Origin of the sequence: Mesorhizobium sp. M2A.F.Ca.ET.043.05.1.1 (assembly GCF_003952445.1) — a bacterium.
Classification (GTDB): Bacteria; Pseudomonadota; Alphaproteobacteria; order Rhizobiales; family Rhizobiaceae; genus Mesorhizobium.
The window spans coordinates 3860707-3882692 of sequence record NZ_CP034446.1 but is presented as its reverse complement, the minus strand read 5'-3'; the positions used below and the strand labels follow the sequence as shown (position 1 = coordinate 3882692).

27 protein-coding genes and 1 pseudogene are annotated in these 21986 nt (G+C 62.5%); 16 read left to right on the top strand and 12 right to left on the bottom strand.

Features of this window, described 5'->3' with window-relative positions; all coding sequences use genetic code 11:
* Positions 1–3 precede the first annotated feature (3 nt).
* Positions 4–1764 (bottom strand): thiamine pyrophosphate-dependent enzyme, encoded by a 1761-nt coding sequence (locus EJ069_RS18945; RefSeq protein ID WP_126062602.1) that lies wholly within the window; start codon positions 1762–1764, stop codon positions 4–6.
* On the opposite strand from EJ069_RS18945, the gene EJ069_RS18940 reads away from it, so the two are divergent.
* The 4 genes from EJ069_RS18940 (at position 1670) to EJ069_RS18925 (ending at position 6204) form a co-directional block, all read left to right on the top strand.
* Positions 1670–2803 carry an alpha/beta hydrolase gene (locus tag EJ069_RS18940; protein ID WP_348639329.1) on the top strand — a complete coding sequence of 378 codons (1134 nt, stop codon included), beginning with the start codon at positions 1670–1672 and terminating at the stop codon, positions 2801–2803. The genes EJ069_RS18945 and EJ069_RS18940 overlap by 95 nt on opposite strands.
* Positions 2804–3039: 236 nt before the next feature.
* A complete protein-coding gene (locus EJ069_RS18935; RefSeq protein ID WP_126062601.1) occupies positions 3040–3228 on the top strand; it encodes a hypothetical protein in 189 nt (62 codons plus the stop codon).
* Between the two features lie 366 nt (positions 3229–3594).
* Entirely contained in the window at positions 3595–5709 is a 2115-nt protein-coding gene (locus tag EJ069_RS18930) for a catalase (RefSeq protein WP_126062600.1), read from the top strand.
* Between the two features lie 231 nt (positions 5710–5940).
* Positions 5941–6204 (top strand): hypothetical protein, encoded by a 264-nt coding sequence (locus tag EJ069_RS18925; protein WP_042647291.1) that lies wholly within the window; start codon positions 5941–5943, stop codon positions 6202–6204.
* A 26-nt stretch (positions 6205–6230) separates the two neighbouring features.
* Here EJ069_RS18925 and EJ069_RS18920 read toward each other — a convergent pair whose 3' ends face one another.
* Genes EJ069_RS18920 through EJ069_RS18910 form a run of 3 tightly spaced genes read right to left on the bottom strand, consistent with a single transcriptional unit; the run spans position 6231 to position 7825 of the window.
* A complete protein-coding gene (locus tag EJ069_RS18920; RefSeq protein ID WP_126062599.1) occupies positions 6231–6443 on the bottom strand; it encodes a hypothetical protein in 213 nt (70 codons plus the stop codon).
* Positions 6444–6482: 39 nt separating this feature from the next.
* A complete protein-coding gene (locus EJ069_RS18915) occupies positions 6483–7082 on the bottom strand; it encodes a hypothetical protein (protein ID WP_126062598.1) in 600 nt (199 codons plus the stop codon).
* A 14-nt stretch (positions 7083–7096) separates the two neighbouring features.
* Complete coding sequence (locus EJ069_RS18910; RefSeq protein ID WP_126062597.1) at positions 7097–7825, bottom strand: DUF4142 domain-containing protein; 729 nt, start codon at positions 7823–7825, stop codon at positions 7097–7099.
* A 401-nt stretch (positions 7826–8226) separates the two neighbouring features.
* Here EJ069_RS18910 and EJ069_RS18905 point away from each other — a divergent pair, with 401 nt between their 5' ends.
* The 3 genes and pseudogenes from EJ069_RS18905 to EJ069_RS18895 all read left to right on the top strand — a co-directional run bounded on the left by EJ069_RS18905 (position 8227) and on the right by EJ069_RS18895 (position 10376).
* Positions 8227–8442, top strand: coding sequence for a hypothetical protein (locus EJ069_RS18905; protein WP_126062596.1), 216 nt, complete (start codon positions 8227–8229; stop codon positions 8440–8442).
* Between the two features lie 213 nt (positions 8443–8655).
* Positions 8656–9042, top strand: a pseudogene (locus tag EJ069_RS18900) (isochorismatase family cysteine hydrolase); the annotation flags it as partial.
* A 398-nt stretch (positions 9043–9440) separates the two neighbouring features.
* Complete coding sequence (locus EJ069_RS18895; protein ID WP_126062594.1) at positions 9441–10376, top strand: hypothetical protein; 936 nt, start codon at positions 9441–9443, stop codon at positions 10374–10376.
* A 177-nt stretch (positions 10377–10553) separates the two neighbouring features.
* Here EJ069_RS18895 and EJ069_RS18890 read toward each other — a convergent pair whose 3' ends face one another.
* Positions 10554–11642, bottom strand: coding sequence for an HWE histidine kinase domain-containing protein (locus tag EJ069_RS18890; RefSeq protein ID WP_126062593.1), 1089 nt, complete (start codon positions 11640–11642; stop codon positions 10554–10556).
* Positions 11642–12385 (bottom strand): Crp/Fnr family transcriptional regulator, encoded by a 744-nt coding sequence (locus tag EJ069_RS18885; RefSeq protein ID WP_126062592.1) that lies wholly within the window; start codon positions 12383–12385, stop codon positions 11642–11644. Before EJ069_RS18885 ends, EJ069_RS18890 begins: the two co-directional genes overlap by 1 nt.
* Before the next feature lie 107 nt (positions 12386–12492).
* On the opposite strand from EJ069_RS18885, the gene EJ069_RS18880 reads away from it, so the two are divergent.
* Positions 12493–12882: a response regulator gene (locus EJ069_RS18880; RefSeq protein ID WP_126062591.1), complete on the top strand. Its 390-nt coding sequence runs from the start codon at positions 12493–12495 to the stop codon at positions 12880–12882.
* Between the two features lie 118 nt (positions 12883–13000).
* On the opposite strand, the gene EJ069_RS18875 is transcribed toward EJ069_RS18880, so the two are convergent.
* Entirely contained in the window at positions 13001–13219 is a 219-nt protein-coding gene (locus EJ069_RS18875; protein ID WP_126062590.1) for a hypothetical protein, read from the bottom strand.
* Positions 13220–13591: 372 nt separating this feature from the next.
* Between EJ069_RS18875 and EJ069_RS18870 the strand changes: the two genes are divergently transcribed.
* Together EJ069_RS18870 and EJ069_RS32815 are read left to right on the top strand one after the other, a co-directional pair.
* The gene (locus EJ069_RS18870) at positions 13592–13807 is read left to right on the top strand and encodes a hypothetical protein (RefSeq protein WP_126062589.1); all 216 of its coding nucleotides are present in this window, start codon (positions 13592–13594) and stop codon (positions 13805–13807) included.
* Positions 13808–13921: 114 nt separating this feature from the next.
* The gene (locus tag EJ069_RS32815) at positions 13922–14095 is read left to right on the top strand and encodes a hypothetical protein (RefSeq protein ID WP_189475877.1); all 174 of its coding nucleotides are present in this window, start codon (positions 13922–13924) and stop codon (positions 14093–14095) included.
* A gap of 57 nt (positions 14096–14152) precedes the next feature.
* On the opposite strand, the gene EJ069_RS18865 is transcribed toward EJ069_RS32815, so the two are convergent.
* Positions 14153–14416: a DUF982 domain-containing protein gene (locus tag EJ069_RS18865; RefSeq protein ID WP_126062588.1), complete on the bottom strand. Its 264-nt coding sequence runs from the start codon at positions 14414–14416 to the stop codon at positions 14153–14155.
* Between the two features lie 339 nt (positions 14417–14755).
* On the opposite strand from EJ069_RS18865, the gene EJ069_RS32810 reads away from it, so the two are divergent.
* From EJ069_RS32810 to EJ069_RS18855, 3 genes are all read left to right on the top strand, one after another.
* Entirely contained in the window at positions 14756–14917 is a 162-nt protein-coding gene (locus EJ069_RS32810) for a hypothetical protein (RefSeq protein ID WP_189341621.1), read from the top strand.
* A 113-nt stretch (positions 14918–15030) separates the two neighbouring features.
* A complete protein-coding gene (locus EJ069_RS18860) occupies positions 15031–15837 on the top strand; it encodes a nucleotidyltransferase family protein (protein ID WP_126062587.1) in 807 nt (268 codons plus the stop codon).
* Positions 15830–16579: a metallophosphoesterase gene (locus EJ069_RS18855; RefSeq protein WP_126062586.1), complete on the top strand. Its 750-nt coding sequence runs from the start codon at positions 15830–15832 to the stop codon at positions 16577–16579. Before EJ069_RS18860 ends, EJ069_RS18855 begins: the two co-directional genes overlap by 8 nt.
* 3 nt (positions 16580–16582) lie before the next feature.
* Here the strand turns inward: EJ069_RS18855 and EJ069_RS18850 are convergent, their stop codons facing one another.
* Positions 16583–16864 (bottom strand): hypothetical protein, encoded by a 282-nt coding sequence (locus EJ069_RS18850; RefSeq protein WP_126062585.1) that lies wholly within the window; start codon positions 16862–16864, stop codon positions 16583–16585.
* Between the two features lie 143 nt (positions 16865–17007).
* Between EJ069_RS18850 and EJ069_RS18845 the strand changes: the two genes are divergently transcribed.
* Positions 17008–18219 carry an FAD-binding oxidoreductase gene (locus EJ069_RS18845; protein ID WP_126062584.1) on the top strand — a complete coding sequence of 404 codons (1212 nt, stop codon included), beginning with the start codon at positions 17008–17010 and terminating at the stop codon, positions 18217–18219.
* 5 nt (positions 18220–18224) lie between these two features.
* Here the strand turns inward: EJ069_RS18845 and EJ069_RS18840 are convergent, their stop codons facing one another.
* Genes EJ069_RS18840 through EJ069_RS18830 form a run of 3 tightly spaced genes read right to left on the bottom strand, consistent with a single transcriptional unit; the run spans position 18225 to position 20151 of the window.
* Complete coding sequence (locus EJ069_RS18840) at positions 18225–19235, bottom strand: ATP-dependent DNA ligase (RefSeq protein WP_126062583.1); 1011 nt, start codon at positions 19233–19235, stop codon at positions 18225–18227.
* Complete coding sequence (locus tag EJ069_RS18835; protein ID WP_126064795.1) at positions 19229–19660, bottom strand: GFA family protein; 432 nt, start codon at positions 19658–19660, stop codon at positions 19229–19231. Before EJ069_RS18835 ends, EJ069_RS18840 begins: the two co-directional genes overlap by 7 nt.
* Positions 19661–19707: 47 nt before the next feature.
* Positions 19708–20151, bottom strand: a complete 444-nt coding sequence (locus EJ069_RS18830; protein ID WP_126062582.1) for a PPC domain-containing DNA-binding protein — start codon at positions 20149–20151, stop codon at positions 19708–19710.
* A gap of 244 nt (positions 20152–20395) precedes the next feature.
* Between EJ069_RS18830 and EJ069_RS18825 the strand changes: the two genes are divergently transcribed.
* On the top strand, positions 20396–20962 hold the full coding sequence (locus EJ069_RS18825; RefSeq protein ID WP_348639328.1) for a (2Fe-2S)-binding protein: 567 nt from the start codon (positions 20396–20398) through the stop codon (positions 20960–20962).
* Between the two features lies 1 nt (position 20963).
* A complete protein-coding gene (locus EJ069_RS18820) occupies positions 20964–21986 on the top strand; it encodes a xanthine dehydrogenase family protein subunit M (RefSeq protein WP_126062580.1) in 1023 nt (340 codons plus the stop codon).

Below are 21986 nucleotides of genomic sequence, written 5' to 3'. Positions count from 1 at the left end.
CTTCTATTCGCCTGCCTCCATCATCGTCCTGGCAGGCTCCCGGGCGACGTTTTCCTCGATCTCGTCGCGGCCCGGAGTCTGCGGCAGCGCCTTGCGGAAGTTCTTGGCGTAATCGGGTGGCATTTTCGGCGGCATCATCGGCTCATAGGCGTCGACCAGCGCCTCGATGATCACCGGCCCGCTGGTGGCGAAAGCCTGGTCGAGCACCCGCTCGACCTCCTCCGCCCGCTCGATGCTGAAGCCTTTTCCGCCCATCGCCTCGGCGGCCTTGGCGAAATCGATCGGCTGCAATTCGCAGCCGAATTGCGGGTTGCCGAGGAACATCATCTGCTCCCATGCGATCTGGTTCAGCATGTTGTTCTTGATGACCAGGACTTTCAGCGGGATGCCGTAGCGCACCGCCGTGGAAAACTCGCCGAGCTGCATGGCGAGCCCGCCGTCGCCGACGATCGCCGCGACCGGCCGGCCCGGAAAGGCAATGCCGGCCGCGATCGCATAGCTCAAACCGCAGGACATGGAGGCGAGCGCGCCCGAAACGCCGAAAGCCTGTCCCGCGCGGAGATCGACATGCCGCGCGGCAAGTTCCGTGTTCTGGCCGGAATCGGTCGCCAGCACCGTATTCTCGGCAAGGCGCTTGCCGAAGGCGCGCACGACGTGTTGCGGCTTGAGCGGATGGGCCAAGCCGTCTTCGGACTGGCGCATCATCTCGCGCCATTTCTGCATCGAGCTCTGCGCGGTCGCAAGGAATGCGCCGTCGCCCTTCTGCTGCAGCCGCTTGTTGAGGGCGCGCAAGGTCTCCGCCGCATCGCCGACCAGACCGGCCTCCACCGGGAAGCGCAGGCCGATGCGCTGCGCGTCGCAGTCGATCTGGACGCCACGCGCTTTGCCCGGCTGCGGATAGTATTCGATATAGGGGAAGGTCGAGCCGACGATGAGGACGGCGTCGCACGTCTCCATCGCCTCCTGCGATGGCAAGGTGCCCAGAATGCCGATGCCGCCCGTGGTGTAGGGATGGTCGTCCGGCAGCACCGCCTTGCCAAGCAAGGCCTTGACGATCGGCGCCTGCAGCAACCGGGCCGTTTCTTCGAGCTCGGCCGCCGCGCCGATCGCTCCGCGCCCCGCCAGGATCGCCACGCGCCGCGCGTCGTTGAGGATTGCCGCCGCTTTGTCCAGCTCCGCATCCTGGGCCAGGCAGTGGGGGGCGAACATGTCTTGCGGCGTGTGTGCCGGCCGGTTGCGCTTGGATCGCTTGGCCGCGTCGGCGGGCTGTTCCTGGACATCGCTGGCGATCGAAAGATGCGCGACGCCCTTGCGGGCGAGCGCCGTGCGGCAGGCGAGGCTTGCCACGTTCTCCATATGCGCGGCATCCGAGACCTGGACGTTGTAGACGCTGACGTCGTTGAAGACGCGGGTGAGATCGACATCCTGCTGCGTGAAAGTCTCGATCAGGTCATGGAACTGCATGCCGGTGATCGCCAGCACCGGCGCCTGGTCGAGCTTGGCGTCGTAGAGGCCGGTGAGAAGATGCGTGCCGCCGGGCCCGGATGTTGCGAGGCACACCCCGAGCTTCCCTGTCCATTTGGCGTAGGCGCAAGCCATGAACGCGGCCGATTCCTCGTGCCGCACCTGGACGAAGGATATCCTGTCCTGGTTCTTGCGCAGCGCTTCCATGACGCCGTTTATGCCGTCGCCAGGCAACCCGAACACGACTTCGACGTTCCAGGCGATCAAGGTGTCGACGAGAATTTCGGCTGCATTGGGCATGGCGAGGCTCCGCTGTTGGCTTCCGAACCAGCGAGGCTGCGGTTGGTTCCCTCGCCGGATCGAGGCGGCTCATGGCCAAAAGCAACGAACCCGATTGCGCAGGGTTGGGCCTCTACTGCAGTGTGATGGCCCTGAGGAGGCGTCCATGGAACCTGTTTTCTGCGATACTTCGCTTTTGCGGGTCGCCTATCTGAGCGGTGGATCCGAGGATGGACCGCCTGTGCTGCTCCTCCATGGGTGGCCGGATGATGCGACGACTTTTGCGGATGTGGCGCCATCGCTTCAGGCCGCGGGCTTCCGAACCTTCGCGCCATGGCTGCGCGGCTTTGGGAAGACCTCGTTCCACTCCGATCAAACGATGCGCTCAGGCGAGATCGCCGCCATGGCGCAGGACGCGCTCCACTTTGCCGACGCCATCGGCCTCGAACGGTTCGCGGTTGTCGGCCATGACTGGGGCGCGCGTATCGCCTATCTGCTCGCCTCAGTCTTTCCACAACGGATAACATGCTGCGCGGCGCTTTCGCTGGGGTGGCAGCCCGGCCCGCCTCCGACGCCGCCTTTGGAGCAGTCGAAAGCCTTCTGGTATCAGTGGTTCATGGCGACCGGGCGCGGCGAAGAGTTCGTGCGACAGCACGGTCGCTCCTTCGCGCGTTTCCAGTGGGACAGTTGGAGTCCCCCGGGCTGGTTCGACGACGCGCTGTTCGAACGGGTGGCGAGGTCCTTCGAAAATCCCGACTGGCCGGATGTCACGCTGCATTCCTATCGCGTGCGCTGGGGCGAGGCGGATCCCGACCCGCGCTATGCTGAACTTGCGCGCAAGCAAATTGAGGCGGAGGCCATCTCGGTGCCGACATTGGTCCTTCATGGCGATGACGATCGCGTCGTTCTGCCGGATTCCTCTGAAGGCAAGGAGCCGTATTTTACCGCCGGTTATGAGCGTGCGCTCCTGCCGGGCGTCGGTCATTTCCCAACTCGGGAAGCTCCTGCTCAGGTCCGGGAGAGGCTGGAGAAATTCCTGGACGACTTCGGCAGACAATAAAGCATGTCTTCCGAAAGTGGGAACCGGTTTCCGGATAAAGACATGCGTCAGATCAAAAAACCCAAAGTGCATGGAGCGAATCTGAAGATCGTGACGCGCTTTAGGCGACGTCGACTTCCGCGTCGGGGAAAGCTGCATTGAAAGGACGTTCGTCGGTCCAGCGGAAGAGCGAAGCAGGAACCTTTTTTCCGTCATTGGGTTAGTGGGCAGGCATTAACCCATGTTAGGGCGCGGCCGTGGCACGGAAGGTTCGTGAAACACTGAGATCGGAACAGGAGCTGTCCGAGACGACAACGCCGGAACGCGAGACGACCGTCGCGTTGGAGGCGCTGGGATCCGAGGAAGCGCCGTCTCGAATGCTGGAACTGGCGCGAAAGCTGGACGCCGCGATCGCGTCACATGCGCGCAAGGCCCGTCCCAATTGACTTTCAACTGACGACGCTCTGATCGCGCCGACCCGGAACAATCAGGGTCGGCATCTGTTCGCCTGTGAAACGTTACATGGGCAGTCCGATGAAGAGCCTGATTCAAAGCCTGATGGCCGAGTTCCTGCCGCGCTGGTGGCGCCGAAAATCTCGCATCCCTGCGCCGCGAGAGGTGCCCGCGTGTGCATCCTCGCGGGTAACGCCGGACCGCTCCCAGGCAAGCGGGGCAGGGGAGGGATCGGACGACGTTCAAAGATAGTTCGAGCTGGGCATGCCCGCCTCCGCCAGCGGGAACATTCGCCCCGATTGCTCGTTCGGCAACATCATTCAGCGAGCACATTTCACCGAGCAAAAGGGACACCGACAATGCCGAAGAAAGCTTCCCCGGCCGACGCTACAGCCGTGGCTGAGATTCATGACCAGAAACTTGTCCGCGGCAATGGCGGCGAGCTGCATCAGGTGGCCAAAGGCAAGGTCGAGGTGCAGACGACGGCGCTTGGCGCGCCGATCGCTGATGACCACAACACGTTGAAGATCGGCGACCGCGGTCCCACGCTGATCGAGGATTTTCATTTCCGCGAAAAGATCTTCCATTTCGATCATGAGCGCATCCCCGAGCGCGTCGTCCACGCGCGCGGCTACGGCGCCCATGGCTTCTTCGAGACGTATGAGTCGCTCGCCAAGTACACCAAGGCCGACATCTTCCAGCGGCCCGGCGAGAAGACACCCGCCTTCGTTCGTTTCTCGACCGTCGCTGGCAGCAAGGGGTCCTTCGACCTGGCGCGGGATGTGCGGGGCTTCGCCGTGAAGCTCTATACCAAGGAGGGCAATTGGGACCTCGTCGGCAACAACATCCCGGTCTTCTTCATCCAGGATGCGATTAGGTTTCCGGATATGGTCCATGCCGTGAAAGAGGAACCGGACAGGGCGTTCCCGCAGGCCCAATCCGCGCATGACAATTTCTGGGATTTTATCTCGCTCACGCCGGAATCAATGCACATGATCATGTGGATCATGTCCGATCGCGCCATCCCCCGGTCGTTCCGGTTCATGCAGGGCTTCGGCGTGCACACGTTCCGTCTCGTCAACGCAAAGGATGAATCGACCTTCGTCAAATTCATCTGGAAGCCGAAGTTGGGCATGCAGTCGGTGGTCTGGAACGAAGCCGTGAAGATCAACGGGGCCGATCCCGATTTCCACCGCCGCGACCTCTGGAACGCCATCCAGTCGGGCGATTTTCCGGAGTGGGAGCTCTGCGTACAACTCTTCGACCAGGATTTCGCCGACAGTTTCGACTTCGACATCCTCGATCCGACCAAGATCATTCCCGAGGAGATCATCGAGCCGATCCCGGTCGGGCGCCTTGTTCTCGATCGCATGCCTGAGAACTTCTTCGCCGAGACCGAACAAGTTGCCTTCATGACGCAGAACGTGCCGCCAGGCATCGACTTCTCCAACGATCCCCTGCTGCAGGGACGCAACTTCTCCTATCTCGACACGCAGCTCAAGCGCCTGGGCAGCCCCAACTTCACCCACCTTCCCATCAACGCGCCGAAATGTCCCTTCCATCATTTCCAGCAGGACGGTCACATGGCGATGCGCAATCCCGCCGGCCGCGCCAACTATCAGCCGAATTCCTGGGGCGAGGGGCCGCGTGAGTCACCCGAGCGGGGCTTCCGCTCCTTTGCCGATGCGGAGGAGGGGCAGAAGGTCCGGTTGCGGGCGGAGAGCTTCGCCGATCACTACAGTCAGGCCCGGCAATTCTTCATCAGCCAGACCGAGCCTGAGCAGCGTCACATCGCGATGGCTTTGACGTTCGAACTGAGCAAGGTCGAGACGCCGGTCATCCGCGAGCGGATGATCTCCCATCTGCTCAACATCGACGAGACGCTGGCGACCACGGTCGCCGACAAGCTCGGCATCAAGACCATGCCGGCGCCTGCCGACGCGGCCGTGCCGACACGCGATGACCTCGAGCCGTCGCCCGCGCTCAGCATCATCAACAACGGGCCGGACACCTTCAAGGGCCGCAAGATCGGCGTGCTCGTCAGCGACGGCATCGATTCCGGCCTGCTGCAAGCGGTGCGGGATGCGGCGCAAGCCGAAGGCGCCAAGGTGGAAATCGTGGCGCGCCGGGTGGGCGGTGTCGAGGCAGGCGATGGCAGCTGGATCGAAGCCAATCACATGATCGACGGCGGTCCTTCCGTTCTCTTCGATGCGGTCGTGCTGCTCGTTTCGGAGGAAGGCGCCGAGATGCTGTCCAGGGATGCTGCGGCAAAGGACTTCGTGTCCGATGCCTTCGCGCATCTGAAGTTCATCGGCTTCGTCGCGGGTGCCGGACCTCTGCTGGCAAGCGCCGGGGTAGCGGCCGATGCGGACGAGGGGCTCATCGAGCTCACGGGCGGCGATTCCGCGCGCTCGTTCGTCGAGGCTTGCCGCAAGTTGCGGCTTTGGGCGAGAGAGAGCGCCGTCAAACTCTGACTTTCGCGGGAACATTTCGAGCGCCTGCCGGTTCGAAAGAGGATCGCCCTCCCTCCAGCGATCCAGGGTCCCATCAAGACCTGACAAGGCCCGTTGCCGCATGCAGGCAGCGGGCCTTCTCTATCTGCCGATATTCGGTTGCGGCGAGCCTACAAAACCGGGCCCCATGGGAACAAGCGGATGCCTGCCGGGTTGCTTTCGAGAGAAGGGAACTCTCAGCAGGAGGCCGCAATGAGCGAGGCGATGACCACCTCAAATCACGAAGTGATCCGAGCTTGGATCGAGGCGCGCGAAGGACGGCCTGCCGTTGTCGCGACCCCAGGGAAGGCTGCCACGCTGCGGGTCGATTTCGGCGCCGGCGACGAAGATCTGAGGCCGATCGAATGGGAGGATTTCTTCAAGGTGCTGGACGACAGCAACCTGGCGTTCGTTCACCAGGACATGACCGCCGAGGGCAGCACCAGCCGCTTCAATAAGTTCGTGCCGCGCGAGTAGCCATTCGGGAGCAACGATTTCGACTGTCACTCAGCCCCCGGCATCTTGCTGGCGTCCTGTGGATTCTTCGTGATGCCGGCAGCTGGCGAGGTATCCTGCGGCGCATTCCCGCCCTGGTTTTGTTCGGGCGTGCGCTTCCATGGCGCCGAAGATGAGCCGCTGTCGACACGAATGAAGACCCAGTAACATGCCAGCAGCACGACCAAAGTCAGTATGAGCGGCAAAACAACACGTCTCATGCCGATTCCTTCCTGGCCTTTGTCGAGCGCGTGTCTGGCTCAGGCTCCCCGCCGTCGCGCCGCCTCGCGCTCGACATCGTCAGCCGAATAATCGCCGGCGGCCGGGTCGAATGCTGCCCATCCGTCCGCTTGGTATTCACTGCGGCGGTCGGCGATGTCGACCGATGCGGAGCTGCGGAGAATTTCACGGGCTTCCGAAGCGAGGTCGTCCTCGACGCGAGCCGTCACCAGCGTGCCGCCTCGGCGGACGCCTTCGGCATAGACATGCGCGTCCTGCTCCGGCACGCCGGCGTCGGTCAGGCTGCCGATGATGCCGCCGGCCGCGCCGCCGACAATCGCTCCGGCGACGGCGCCCGCGGCCGTCGCCGCCAGCCAGCCGGCCGCGACCACAGGCCCGACGCCCGGTATCGCCATCGCGCCCAGGCCCGTTGCCAGGCCGCCGGCGCCACCCACGACCGCGCCGATACCGGCGCCGCTGGCGGCGTCCTCGGCTGCGGGGGATTGCGTGTTCCTATGCCAGCCGCGGGCATTGTTGGCCATGATGCTGATGTCGGATGACGGAACGCCGGTGGACTCCAACGCGCCCACGGCGTCGGCGGCATCGTCATAGTCGTCGAACAGGGCGGTGATCGTTTGCATGTCGGTTCTCCTGTCTATTGTTGGCCGGCAAAGACGTTGCCCTGGTAGTCGAGCGCAACAGAGGTGCCCTTGCCGTCCTTTGTCGCCTGGCCGCGCCAGATGCCCTGTTCGTCCTTGGCGAGGGCGGACACGTCCGCATAGCCGGCGTCTTGGATGCGCTTCTTCGCCTGCGCTTCGGTGAAGCTGTTCGCGCCGGGGACCGGAGCGGGTGGTTTGGGCGTCGATGCCGATTTGACCGCCGGCGTGCTCGCGCTGGCGCCGGCGATCTTCTCGATCATGTCCTGATGCATCTTCAGCGTCGGCAGCGTCTCCGCAGCGAAAGATTTGAGGGCGGGATTGTCTCCGTTCTTGGCGTAGGCCTCGAACAGGCCGACCGCGTCCGCATGCGCCTTACGCTGCATCTCGACGTAAGGCTGGTCCAGCGAGGCCGTCGTGCTCTGCAATCGTTCCAGATCGCTCTTATGAGCGGCATCGGATTGCGCCGGCACCTGCAGCTTCTGCTCGCCGGCAATCTTCTGCAATTTGGCGTTCGCCGCGCCGTGATCGGCGATCATCCGCTTGGCGAAATCCTTGATCTGCTGATCCTTCGCACTGTCCTGCGCGATCTTGCTCGAATCCACTTCGAACATCCCGCCGATCGCAGCCTTGTTGACGAAGGTCTGCGCGTCGTCGGCCGCGAAGGCAGGGAGGGCAAGCATCAGCGCGGCGGTCGCCGACGGGATAAGGAATATCCGCATGCTCATGGGGCAAGGCTCCTTTGGTCTTGGTGGCACCGAACCACCGTTCCGGCCCTTTGTTCCCCAAGGGCCCTCGTTTCCATGACGTAAAAAATCGCCCGGCCGTGGCGGGGCGGATTTCGGGTTGGATCCGCTTGGGTGCCGAAGTTGCCTAGACGACAAATCAGGCAGCGTCAGCCGCCACGCTGGCTCTGCCGCCGATGACGGCAACAAACCTCGTATCGGGCCAATCGTTCGATGAATTTTTCCGTCGCACCGGCCAAAAACATCATTTGTTATTGTGACTTGGCAAATCGAGGCCGGTCGGCGCGAGCGCTTTTCGAAAAATGTGGCAAGCGCCTGCCTTGATGGAACGGAGGACTTTAATCGGAGTTTAGCGGCAGACAACGCGATGGAGAAAATCCAACATGGAATATGCTGCCGAAAATCTTCGTCCTGAAATCGCCGAACGGGAACGTTGCGCGGCCATGGCCGAGGCGCAAGCGAGGGAATTCGAACGCATCAAGATGTATCCGGTGGCACGCGCAATGCGTGCCTTGGCCTGCCGCATCAAAGAGTCCAGCCTGACACAGGAATTCGACACGCGAACTGCTTCTCGCAATATCGAACGTGCTGCGGTCTGATGGCCTCGACCGCGCTCTCACCGATCTCGGCGAAAGCCGTCCATATTTGCGTAGACATGCAGCAGATGTTCACGCCGCCGTGGCCATGGGCGGTCGATTGGCTGCCCGTGATCCTGCCACAAGTTCAGAGGCTGGTGCGCAAGCGACCCGAAGCCACGATCTTCACCAGGTTCATCCCGCGCGAAATCCGGGGAGGGCCACGGCCAGTGGAAACAATATTATGAGCATTGGGCGGACATGACGATCGCAAGGGCCGGCGAGGAGGCGGTGGACCTTCTGCCCGAGCTTGCCGTCCATATCCCGCCGGCGCGTGTGTTCGATAAGCCGATCTATTCACCGTGGCTGAGCGGCGAACTGGCTGGCGTGCTTCAGTCCGAAGGGGTCGAGGAAGTCATCGTCAGCGGCGGTGAGGCCGATATGTGTGTTTTGGCGACCCTGCTTGGCTCCATCGATCTGGGCTATCGAACGATCCTCGCGGAGGACGCCATCTGCAGCGCATCCGATGAGGCCTATGAGAACATCCTGAAGCTCTTCACCAAGCGGTACTCCCACCATGTCGAGGTCGCGCCGGTGGAGGCAATTCTCGAATGCTGGCGATAGCGGAGAGGCGGCGCCCCCGACCAGCGGACTGCTTTCGTTCGGAACATCTCGCTCCTTTCTTAGTTCGGTCGGCGCCGGCGCGTTCCGCGTCCCGAATGCGCCGTATTGGGCGTCAGGCGTCCTATCGAAAGGCTCGCCCGTTCACCCCTTTTGCGGGCGAGCCTTCCGTCGGACCAAGATTTGCGGGCGGTGATGGCGTTTGCGTCAGGCCCTGAGTTTAACAGCTGATTGAAACAAGTAGTTCAGGCGGAACGAAAGCCAGACCTAGGAATTAAATACAAGAATTCGAACACGACTTACAGGAGGACGAAATGGGACGAGGTATTCTGCTCTGGCTGCTCGGCGTTCCAATTCCGATCATCATCCTTTTGATGCTTTTTGCACGTTAGGAGCCGACGATGACCTTTTCCACGGCCGACGAACCCGCAACGATTGAGACATCATCCTCCGCCGTCAATTGGGGGCCGATCGTGGCCGGCGCTTTTGCGGCGGCCACTTTGACCGTCATCCTCATGCTTGTCGGTTCCGGACTCGGCTTGGCGATGATGTCGCCATGGGGTAGCCCTACCCTGACGACATTTGCGGTGTCGACCGCGGTCTGGCTGGTCATCGTGCAATGGCTGTCATCTGCGTTGGGCGGCTATGTCGCCGGGCGGCTTCGCACGAAGTGGGTCAACGTGCATACCGACGAGGTGTATTTCCGCGACACCGCGCATGGATTCCTGGCCTGGGCCCTGGCCACGCTGCTGGTGGCCACGGTCCTCGGCTCGGCGGTCTCCGGAATTGCCGGGACGGGCGCCCAGGCGACGACTGGTTTGCTGAGCGGCGCGGCCGCCGGTGCGGCTTCGCAGGCTTCGTCGGCGCAAGCTCCGTCCACTAACGATCTCGCCGGCTATTTCGTGGACGCGCTCTTCCGGCCGACCGGCAACGCGGCCGCGCCTACAGCGGCGGCAACGCCCCAAAACAACGCGGACGCTGCGGCACAGGCCGCACGCATACTGACAATCAGCGCTGCGAACGGCGAAATGAGCGCGGATGACAAGGCGTATCTTGCCCAACTCGTGGCATCCCGCACGGGCCTTCCCCAGGCTGAGGCGCAGAAGCGGGTCGACGAGGTCCTGGCGCGTGCCGAGGACGCCAAGAACAAAGCGAAGGCAGCCGCCGACAAGGCCCGCAAGGCGAGCGCCACCGCTGCACTGGTTGGCGCGCTGTCGCTGGTGATCGGCGCGTTCATCGCTGCGGTCGCGGCAGCGCTAGGCGGCAGGCAAAGAGACGAAGACGAGGCGGGCTATTTGCGCAGCGACTCCCGGACGGTTACGACCGCCGTCGGCTAAAGCATGTCTCCCGAAAGTGGGAACCGGTTTCGGGATAAAGACATGCGCAAATCAAAAACCTAAAGCGCATGGAGCGAATCTGAAAGATTGCGACGCGCTTTAGAGTGGTTCGCCGTTTCACGGAAACGGTGAACCACTCTATCTCTTTCCTTTGACGCAATTTCCAGCGGAAGCCGCTCACACTTTTCCTGAAATTGCTCTAATGGCGCGAAGCGGGACAGCAGCCGTGAAATTGAGACCGCTCGGAGCGAACCCCAACTCCACCGTCGCCCCGAGCTCGTAAGGCAAGGTCCGCTCGAGCACCTCGAAACCGAAGCCTCGTCGCTCGGTCTGCTTCAAATCTTCAACACCGCTTTCAGCCCAGACGAAGCGGAGCAGATCTTCCTCCAAACGCCATTCGATGTCGATGCGGCCAGTCCGGTTGGAGCTGGCGAGCGCCCCGTATTTCAACGCGTTCGTCGCCAGTTCGTGGATGGCCAAGCCCATCGTCTCGGCAGCCTTGGGGGCGAGCGTCAATGGCGGCCCCTCGATCGTCAGGTTATCGCCCTCCCGGCCCCCGGCGGCGCGCAATTCCTCGGCGACGATTAATGCCAGGTTGATCTCGATCGACGGACGGCGTGTGATCGCCGCCTGCACGCGGGCGAAAGCGTTGATGCGACCTTCCAGGTGAGCCGCGGCTTCGTCCAGGGATTCGCTTTTCTCCATCGTACGCCGCACGATCGAGCGGATCACGGCCAGCGTGTTGCGCATATGATGCTGCAATTCGGCGAAGTGGGCCTGCTGCTGTTCCTCGGCTTGCTTCTGGCGCGTGATGTCCTGGCCGACGCCACCGATATAAGCGACCTTTCCAGCCTCATCGCGCATCGGAAAGCCGGAATCGCGCAGCCAGCGTATCTCGTTGTCGGCCGGCCGGCAGATGCGGTATTGGAAGGTTGCGCGTTCGCCGTCGCGTATGCGTGCGATCTGGCCCAGCACATGCTCGCGATCCTCGGGCACGATAAGGTCGACCCAGGTGGCGAAATTGTCGCCGGCCAGGGCCTTTTGACGGCTCATCCCGTAAATTGCGTCGAAGGCCGGCGTCAGGTATTCCCACTGCAGCGTTTCGGCATTGCGGGCCCAGAGCACGTCCGAGGCGGCTTCGGCGAAACCCCGCAGGGTCTCGTCGCTCTCCCGCAGGCGGGCTTCGGCACGCGCATGCCCGCGCAAGCCCGGTTTGACATCTGCCAGACCGGGTTCAAGCGGCTTATTGGGCGGGCCCTTGGACATCACTCCTCGTTGGCGTCGAGATGCCTGCCCTCGCGATCGAGATGCAGATAATTGGGATTGAACAGCGCGACATCCTGCAATGCCTGGAGGTTGGGAATGGTCAGCGTCCTGTCCTTCAGCACGATGAGGTTCGAGGCCCGCAGCTCCTGCAGCGTGCGATTGACGTGAACCGTCGACATGCCCAGCGTCTCGCCCAGTTCCGTCTGCGTCAACGGGAATTCGCAACTGCTGTCGCTTGTGCAGCCGGCGGCCTCCAGCCGGATGAACAGCTCGCACAACAGATGCGCCATCCGCTCGAGCGCATCGCGCTGGCCGAGGTTGACCGTCCACTCGCGCTGGATCGCCGCCGCGACCAGCGATTCCCACCACAGAGCCTGAGTGATGCGCGGATGTCCGATCATCATCTCGTCGAAGGCGGCGCGCGAAATTTCCGAGACCGAGACTGGCGTGATGGCGCCGATCGAGTGGTCCATTTCTTTCAGGATGAAGACGTTGAGGTCACAGAGATCGCCGGGGAGGAAGAAAGCAATGATTTGCCGCCGCCCGTCCTCGAGCGTCTTATAGCGGCAGGCCCAGCCCTCGTTGATCAGGTTGATGAACTCAGGTTTCTCGCCTTCGTGGATGATGTCTTCGCGCGCGGCGAAGCGCCGGACGCGTTGCGCCGCAATTCTGACCAGCATCTCCTTGTCGGCCTGCGAAAGGCGCGTGAATTTCTCAAGCTTGCGGATCAGAGGTCGCCTCATCCCAGTCCTCTTTCCCCGTGATACACACAATGATGCGACGGCGACCTTACCTATGTTAATGTCGGACCGCGTAAGACGGTCCAAATGACTCCCTCGGGAGGCTTGCCATGAACGAGAAATTCGCCGGCGCTCGTGTTCTGGTCATGGAAGACGAGTATTTTCTGGCTGAGGATATCACAAAAGCCCTCTTGGGGCTCGGGCTGACGGTCATCGGTCCCTTCGCGACCCGTGACAAGGCCTTGAACTCCCTTGACCTGGATTGCGTCGACGCCGCCATACTTGATCTCGACCTGGCCGGTGGCATCGACTTTGCCGTGGCGGACGCGCTGCTGGAAAGGCGGCTTCCGTTTGTGTTCGCCACCGGTTATGACGCCGCTGCCATCCCCCCACGCTTTGCTGAGATTCGCAGGTTCGAAAAACCTTGCGACGCAACGGAACTGGCGCACCACATTGTGGACATGACGCGCGAGTCGCTGCCGATCCCTTGCGATCGATAATGGGTTTGGTGCCGGACTAAAGCATGTCTCCCGAAAGTGGGACCCGGTTTCGGGATAAAGACATGCGTAAGATCAAAACCCAAAGCGCATGGAGCGATCTGAAAGATCGCGACGCGCTTTAGATGGGCGTCAAATCGAAGCTCACGGCATGACCATGCCTGACGGCCGATCGCGCGATCATGTTGCTCAATTGCGGGGTCTCGACCGAGCAATCCGGCATGACGGTCAAGATGGCCCTCGTGGCCGCTGCGACCGACACCGGCGTGCGCTGCGAGGAACGCGTTTCCATGTAGTGTTCGATAAGCTCGTTCAGCCGCACAGGATGATATTTGATCACGCCGCAACCTCCCTTAGCCGCGCTTTTGTTATGTTTGCATTTGATAATTGCGCCCTGCCTCGGGCCACGCATTAACCCATGCGAGGGAGGCGGAAATTCTTTGGAAGCTTGGGCGCGGTCAAGACCCCGATCGCAAAAAGGGCCCGCCTCGCCTGGGGGTAGAGTTAGGCGGGCCCTCCGGCTCTCTTCGGTTGCCACCGTCTTGTATAGCCAGGGCCGAAATTTATCCGAGCCCGGAAAGAGTCGCTTTAACCTGCGTTATTGTCGGGGGCCTGAGCCGGGCGCAGATATCTTCAGCGTCACCCGGCGGACCCGGTTGAGTGGCGCCTGGGGTCGCCCGCGAGGCGCTCAGCCAAGCAACAAGAGAACAAAATGGTCTCCGCTGCCAATGGCTATGACTTTTCCGACATCAAGGCTGTTGCGCGCGAGCTCGTGCAGTCCGATCCGTCCGTGTCGATAGAGGACATAGTCCGCTCGCTTTACGAAGATCTCTATGAAGGCCAACCCTGCCCGCCGGCGTTGATTGAAGCCGTCAAGCAAGCGTTGCAGCACCCGGCCAGCGGGCAAACAGGCGCAGGTGGTACCTGATGTGCGCCGCTCTTGTCCGCCCTGAGCTGCATCGGCCTCTGAGAGTTGTCATGTCAGTTCTGGAGCGGCTTGTCGGCTGAAGGGAACATGCGGCTTCCCCGGGTGTTCGGCATCATGGATGATCTGCGCTCGCATCGCATCCAGCTCGACCTGGAACATCTTCTCCAAACCCGCCGACGCGCGGAGCGTCTGATCGGCGAAACCGGTTCGGCTATCGCCAGAAGTCGCATTTTGCTGCAGCAGTCCCGACAGTTGCTGGCCAAGATCGGGCGGAGACAGAAGCCTTGATCCGCCTTGGCAAAGTGCTCAAGGCACCCGGCCAGAAGCGCGCAGCCAGAAATAGCGTCAGGCTTGGTCGCCCAGGAAAATCCTGGCGTCCTTTGCGGCGTCTACGAAAGCCTGGCGAGCCACGCGTGGCGGCTGCTCGTCCCGCAGCACCGCAAGGCACGCCCTGATGGCGTGATGCCGGGCGCGGGAGTTGGGCTTCGGCCAGGTATGCAGAAGGACGTCGGCCGCATCCAGCACAGTGACCACCACCCGATCACGATCGATCCGGCCGGGCTGCACGATAACCGGTTTGCGAAAACGTTTGATGCGTTTTGAGCGCATGATCGCTTTGCCGCTGACCACTCGCCCAAAGAGAAGCGCTCAATCCTCGCCGCCATCAACAACCTATGTTAAGGCGGCGGCGCAATCATCGTGCAACATAGGTTGGCCTTTGTGCCCTCACTTAGGCCAGGCCCGGCCTGCAATCCTGTGTCACGGACGAAAACGCAGGTCGGGCTTCATCCGTACGGGGTTATGGCGAGCTGCCAGCGTGTTCAAGCCACCAACGACTGATGTGCGGTCTCCGTTCCGACAGCGGAACATTTGAACCTTTCACCGGTTAGCGCACCACCGGCGCCTCTGCTTGCGGGAGCACAGCCTTCAATCCGGGAAGGAAGATCAATGTCAGGCACCGACTTGTGGTTCATCGTCGTCGCGGGCGGCCCCCTCATTCTCATGCTCGTGATCGTCTACGTTCTCCTTACCCGCCGCCGCCGCGGACCGGCAGAGCGGCGCGAGAGCGACCGGGCAACCCAGCGTCTGTACCGGGACGAAGGCGACTAGCGCCTCTGTCCTGGCGAAGCTCGTCAAAGCGTGACGTCAAGCGCGGAACAACGCCGGTCTGCCGCTGTTTACCGAAACATGGGAATGAGGATCGAAAGCCGGAGCAACGGTTGATGGCCAATGACGAGTTGCCGGGAGTGCTGGCGACGCTGCCGGTTATCGATGCAAAGGCGGAGCCGACGCTGAAGAGCGCGGAGGCGGAAGCGTTCTACACGCATGCAATCCGCGAACTCGCCGCCACCGACATTCCGTTTCTGGTTGCCGGGACTTATGCGGTCAGCGCCTATACCGGCGTCGTACGCCAGACCAAGGATCTCGACATCTTCTGCAAGCCCGGCGATTGCCCACGCATCCTCACCCATTTCAAGGATATCGGCTACGCCGTCGAGATCGAGGACGATCGCTGGCTGGGCAAGGTCTTCGAAGGCCCGCATTTCTTCGACGTGATCTTTGCTTCCGCCAACGGGACCATGCACGTCGAGGACCAGTGGCTGGAGCATGCCCGCCAGGTCGAGCTGCTGGGCAGCCGGGTCAGGATCATCGGCCCGACCGAGCTTATCTGGTCGAAATGCTTCATCCAGGACAGGGGCCGGCATGATGGCGCCGACATCGCCCATACCATACTCAAGGCGCATGAGCAGATCGATTGGCAAAGATTGCTCTCCTATCTCGACACCCACTGGGAGGTGCTCTTGATGCAGTTGCTGAATTTCAGATGGATCTATCCCAGCGAACGCGACCACATTCCCGACTGGCTGCTCGACAATCTGCTCGACCGGCTCGGCAGGCAGCGGAAACTGCCTTCGCCGCGCATGAAGATCTGCCGCGGCCGGCTTTTGTCGCAGGTCGACTACGAGATCGACGTCAAGGAATGGGGCTTCGCCGGCGTCGGCGGCGTTGGAGAATTCCGCGATGGCTGAACAAAGCAGGACAGGCCGCAAAGCGAGCGGCAACGGCAAGGTCAAGGTTGCCGCCATGGGCGATCTGCATGTTCAGGAAGATGCGCAGACCTCCTACCGCGACCTGTTCGGCGAGGTTTCCCGAGAAGCAGACGTCCTGGTGCTCACCGGCGACCTCACCAATCTCGGCAAGCCGAAGGAGGCCGAGTTGCTCGCGGAGGATTTGCGCGCCTGCTCCATTCCCGTGGTCGCGGTGCTCGGCAATCACGACTACGAATCCGGCTGCGTCGACCAGATCGCGGCGACGCTCCGTCAGGCAGGCGTCTATCTCCTCGATGGGCAGGCCACGGAGCTGATGGAAGTCGGCTTTGTCGGCGTCAAGGGTTTTGTCGGCGGCTTCGGCTCGAGGATGCTTGGCTCTTTCGGCGAGCCGGCGATCAAGGCCATGGTGGCCGAGAGCGTCAATGAGGCGATGCGGCTCGAGAACGCCATGCGGCAGGTCCGCGCCAAGCGCACGCTGGTGGTGCTTCACTATGCGCCGATCGCGGAGACGGTCGCCGGCGAGCCGCCGGAAATCTTTCCGTTCCTCGGATCGTCCAGGCTCGCGGAAACGATCGACCGGTTCAAGGTGAGCGCGGTCGTGCACGGCCATGCCCACCGTGGCAGCTTCGAGGGCCAGACCCCCGGCGGCGCCAAAGTCTACAACGTCGCCATGCACATCACGAAGCCGACGGGCCGTCCCTACGCGCTGCTCGAAATCTGAACGTTAGACCTCGTCGAACCGGTTGCCTTCCTTGGAAGGGTCCTTCGACAGGACGCGTTCTTCTTCGTCATCAGGCAAGGCTTCGTCGCTGTCCTGGAAGGGGTTGTCGTCATCCTCTTCCGGAAGGTCGCCTTCCGCTTCGGCATCGTCCTGCGGATCACCGTTCACCGCGACGCTGTCAGGCAGGATCCTGCTGCCCTCCAGAGCGTCCCAGTCCTGCTGTTCGATGGTCGGCGCTTCGGTTTCGTCGGTCTTTGCAGGCCGCTGTTTGTCGCGCGGGTCCATGACGTTCTCCATTTCTGAGCTTCAAGTGGAGAACCTCTCGCCGAAACAGTTGTTCCGCTTCATATCCAATCACGGATGGTTGGCGCGGTTGCCCGGGAACAGCACGGCGCCTTGTGGCTTATCGTGCCGAACCGGGAACTTTCATGCCTCGCCAGCTCGATCTCAGAAGCGGCAAACCTGTCTGGTCTGCCTATCGCTCGCCCGCGGTGCCGGCGGAACGCCTGATCCGAGATGCAAAGACCGATGTCCTGATCGTCGGCATGGGCATCAGCGGCGCGATGATGGCCGAAGCCTTGACCCGCGACGGCCACGCCGTCATTTGCATCGACAGGCGTGGGCCGTTGCAGGGCTCGACGGCCGCGACGACGGCGCTCGTCGAGTTCGAGATCGATCAACCGCTGACAAGGCTGTCCAGGATGATTGGAGGCGATGCCGCGCGGCAGGCCTGGATCCGCTCGCGGCTGTCGCTGCTCAACCTGCGCGGACGCATCGCGGAACTCGATATTCGCTGCCGGTCGGCCGAGACGCCGTCGCTCTACTTGGCCGGCAATCGGCTCGATGCACCGGAGCTGCGCAGCGAGGCCGAAGCGCGTCGCGAGGCAGGCATTGGAGCGTCCTTCCTGCCACGCAAGAAGCTGAGAGAAGATTTCGGGATAGAGCGCGCCGCAGCGATTCTGAGCCACGGCAATCTGGCGCTCGATCCACGCAAATTGACGTCCGGGCTGCTGATGAGGGCGTTGCAACGAAAAGCACGGTTCTATGCGCCGGCGGAAGCGACGGCCATCGAAGATACCCGCCTCGGCGTGACGGTGGCGACGCGCCTCGGTCCGAGGATACATGCTCGCCATCTTGTGCTCACGACCGGCTACGAGCTGCTCGATATCGTGCCGAGGACCGGCCATCGCATCATCTCGACATGGGCGATTGCCACCCGGCCGCAGCCGGAGAAGATCTGGCCGCTCGCCGCCCTGATCTGGGAAGCTTCGGACCCTTATCTCTATCTCAGGGCGACATCCGATGGTCGCGTGATCTGCGGCGGCGAAGACGAGGAGTTCACCGACGAGGAGAGGCGTGACGCCCTGATCGCGGAAAAGAGGGACCGACTTGAGGAGAAACTCGGCAAAATCTTCCCGCGACTCGACATCGCGGCGGAATTCGCCTGGACCGGCTCGTTCGGAGCTGCCGACACCGGACTTCCGATTATCGGCAGTGTGCCCGGCCACCCGCGCGTTCATGCGGTGATGGGCTACGGCGGAAACGGAATCACGTTTTCACAGATCGCGTCCGAGATCGTCTCGGCTTCCATCGCCGGCAAGGAGGATACGGATGCGAGCCTCTTCGCGTTCAAGAGATGATTGGGCTACGCGATCTGCTCGAACGTGCACTGCCGCGGCGCCTTGTCCGGCCGCCAGCGCAGCAACCTTGTGCCATGCCGGAAGCGCTCACCGGTGACATGGTCGAAACGAATCTCGACGACCAGGTCCGGCTTCACCGGCTCCCATTCACCGCTGCGCTCTGCGCTCCAGCGGCTCGGACCGCCCGGCGCCTTGCCGGTGAAGCCCGGCCCGCGCAAGGCCTCGAGCTTCGCCGTGAGCGCCGCGCGGTCTTCATTGGCGATGGTCGATGTGAAGCCGACATGATCGAGCTGCCCATTGTCGTTGTAGAGGCCGAGCAGAAGCGATCCGACCTGCCGTTTGCCGCTCAGATAGCGGAAACCGCCGACCACGCAGTCGGCGGTGCGCAGCCGCTTGACCTTGACCATCGCGCGCTCGCCCGGCCGATATGGCTCGTCGAGCATCTTGGCGACGACACCATCGGTCGGGCCGTGGCCGGCGCCTTGCAGCCATTGCCTGGCGGTGGCGACATTGGTGGTCGATGGCGACAGCTGGAGGCCGGGATTGGCCGCCTTGGACAGAAAGGCCTCCAAAGCCTCGCGCCGGGCCCGCAGGGGTCGTTCGAGCATGATCTTGCCTCCCGGGGCGACCAGCATGTCGAACAGGATCAGCCGCGCCGGCGTCTCGATGCTGAGCTTGCGGATACGGCTCTCCGCGGGGTGCAGCCGCATCTGCAGCGCGTCGAAGGAAGCGCGACCGTCGATCTCGATGACGATCTCGCCGTCGACGACGAAATCCTCCGCATCGAGGCTTTGCATCGTCGCCATCAATTCGGGAAAGTAGCGGCCAAGCGGCTTTCCGGATTTCGCCCTGAGATCGACGGCCTTGCCGTCCTTGAAGGCAAGGCAGCGGAAGCCATCCCACTTCGGCTCGTATTGCCAGGAACCATTTCCCTCCGGCAACGCTTCCGCCGTTCGCGCTTCCATCGGCGGCGTTTCCGATGGCAACGGCAAGTCGCTCCGGTGCGCCGCTACCATCGTTCTTCCGTGTCATGGTGCGGCAGGTCGATGCCGCAGCAGACCCAGCCGAGCCGTTGCGAGGAACCGTAATTGTGACGCGGCTCAAGCCCGGACGGATCGTCAAAGGTCCCGATATGCATCGCGACTTCGTACGGGTTCGCGTCGTAGGCAAGGGTAAGCGGCGTGCCGCAAGACTGGCAGAAGCTTCTGCGGGCGATCGGCGAGGAGCGGCGATAGGCTGGTTCCGTGGTCAGCCACAAGAGGCCGGCGACAGGTGCCCAGCCAAGCACGGCGAAGGCGCTGCCAGTCGCGCGCCTGCACATATCGCAATGGCAGTAATGCACGCGCGGCTCTGCCGTCAGACAATAGCGGATGTTGCCGCACAGGCATCCGCCGTATCGCTCGACGGCTGCGTTTCGCGTAAAGACGTCCGCATCTTCCATCAAGCTTGAACGCTCGACCGAAGATGCGGTTTCGGCAACGCGAGATTTTACGCGTCGAGATCGATCAGGGCGATGCCGAGGCCCAGTCGCTTCGTGCGCCGCAAATGCACAGGCGATTCCGTCACCGTGACTTCGAGGGTCGGCTTCACCACGCCTTCCAGCAGGTGCCCACCGCGGGTGGATCCGTCGCTCAGGCCCAGCACCGCATGCAGATGCAGGCTTGGCTTGCCGCTGTCGTCGACGGCGATGTCGCCGATGGCGCTCAGCACCTCACACTGCTCGTCGACCGGTAGCTTGCGGTAGGATTTCGAGCCGAAATCGAACCAGCCGACCGTTGCTCTTTCGAAAGCGCCGATTGCCGTCAGCGAGGCGCCGGTAATTCCCTTCTGCCCCGCGAAAGCCGTAAGGGAGGCGAAGGCTTCCTCGCCCGGATCGAGCACGACCACGAATATTCTCTGTCCCGAGGTTTCAGTGACCAGCTTCGATTTCATGATGCCCTACTGACGGAGAGATGGACTGGCACAGAACGCCTCGCCACGCCGCATGTTCCCGGCGAAGCCTCGCGGCACTCCGGTTGAGCAGGAGCCTCACAGTTTGGTGAAGTGTCGCGGTTCTGCGTTCAGCGCCGGAACAATGGAACCATCGAAAGGTTAGCGCACAAGACCAGCCAGCCAGGAGCGAGCCATGTCCCAGCCTTCAGTCGCATCAAACAACGGGTTCAGTCGAAGAAGGTTCATGGCAGGTACTGTTTCGGCGGCGGCAGCACCGTTGCTAGCATCGACCGCGCAGGCTGAGGCGCCAGTCATCTCCCAAACAAAGTTGAGGCAGCCGGTCGTAACGTCGCTCAGGATCAACGAGCAGCCCTATGAACTTTCGCTCGACACCCGAACCAGCCTGCTCGACGCGTTGCGCGACCACGCCGGCCTTACCGGCACCAAAAAGGGCTGCGACCACGGCCAGTGCGGCGCCTGCACGGTGCTGGTTGACGGCAAGCGGGTGCTGTCTTGCCTGAGCTTCGCCGTGATGAACGAAGGCAAGGACATCACGACGGTCGAAGGGCTCGCCTCCAGCGACGGCAAGCTGCATCCGATGCAGCAGGCCTTCATCGACCACGATGCCTTCCAGTGCGGCTATTGCACGCCGGGCCAGATCCTGTCGGCGATCGGTTGCGTCAATGAAGGTCACGCCGAATCCGAGAATGACATCCGCGAATATATGAGCGGCAATATCTGCCGCTGCGCCGCCTATCCCAACATCGTCGCCGCCATCCTGCAGGCGCGCGACGAGACGAAGGGAGCCTGACATGCGTCCGTTCGTCTATGAACAGCCTGCCGACATCTCCGCGGCGGTCGCGATCGCGTCCCGGTTCACGACCAACGACGATCAACCCACGCGAGCCAATGCGCAGTTCATCGCGGGGGGTACCAACCTTGCCGACTACATGAAGCTCGGCGTGGCGGAACCCAACCGCCTGCTTGATCTCAACCGGCTCAAGGAGTATGGACTGAGGCAAATCCGGGTAACCGATGACGGCATCCGCTTCGGCGCCCTGGTGCGTATGGGCGAGGCTGCGGATCACCGAGAGGTCAAGGAGCGCTATCCCGTCATTGCCGACAGTTTGCGATTGGCGGCAAGCGGCCAGATCCGCAACATGGCAAGCCTGGCCGGAAACATCCTGCAACGCACGCGCTGCGAATATTTTCGCGAGACGTCTTGGCAATGCAACAAGCGTGTGCCTGGCTCCGGCTGCGCGGCGATGGAGGGCTTCAACCGGCAGCATGCGGTTCTGGGGGCCAGCGATGCATGCATCGCCACTTACCATGGCGATTTCGCCCAGGCGTTGATCGCGCTCGATGCTGTCGTCCATGCCGAAGGCTCGCGCGGCGCACGAAAGATCCCGTTCGCCAAGCTGCATCGGCAACCCGGCGACACGCCACATATCGAAACCGATCTCGCCGCTGACGAGATCATCACTGCGATCGAAGTGCCCGCCATCCCGTGGGCACGGCGCTCGCTTTACCTGAAAATCCGCGACCGCGAATCCTATGCCTTTGCGCTGGCTTCGGCGGCCGTCGCGCTCAACCTGGACGGCGAGACCGTGCGCGAGGCACGCATCGCGCTCGGCGGTGTGGCGACCGTGCCCTGGCGTGCCAGCGCGGCCGAACAAAGCCTGCAAGGCAAGAAGCTCGACGAGGCATCGGCGGAAGCGGCGGCCGACGCCGCCTTCGCCCAAGCCCGACCGCGCCAGCACAACGCATTCAAGATCGAGCTTGGAAAACGAACGCTGGTGCGGGCACTGCTTGAAACCCGAGACATGAAGGTATGA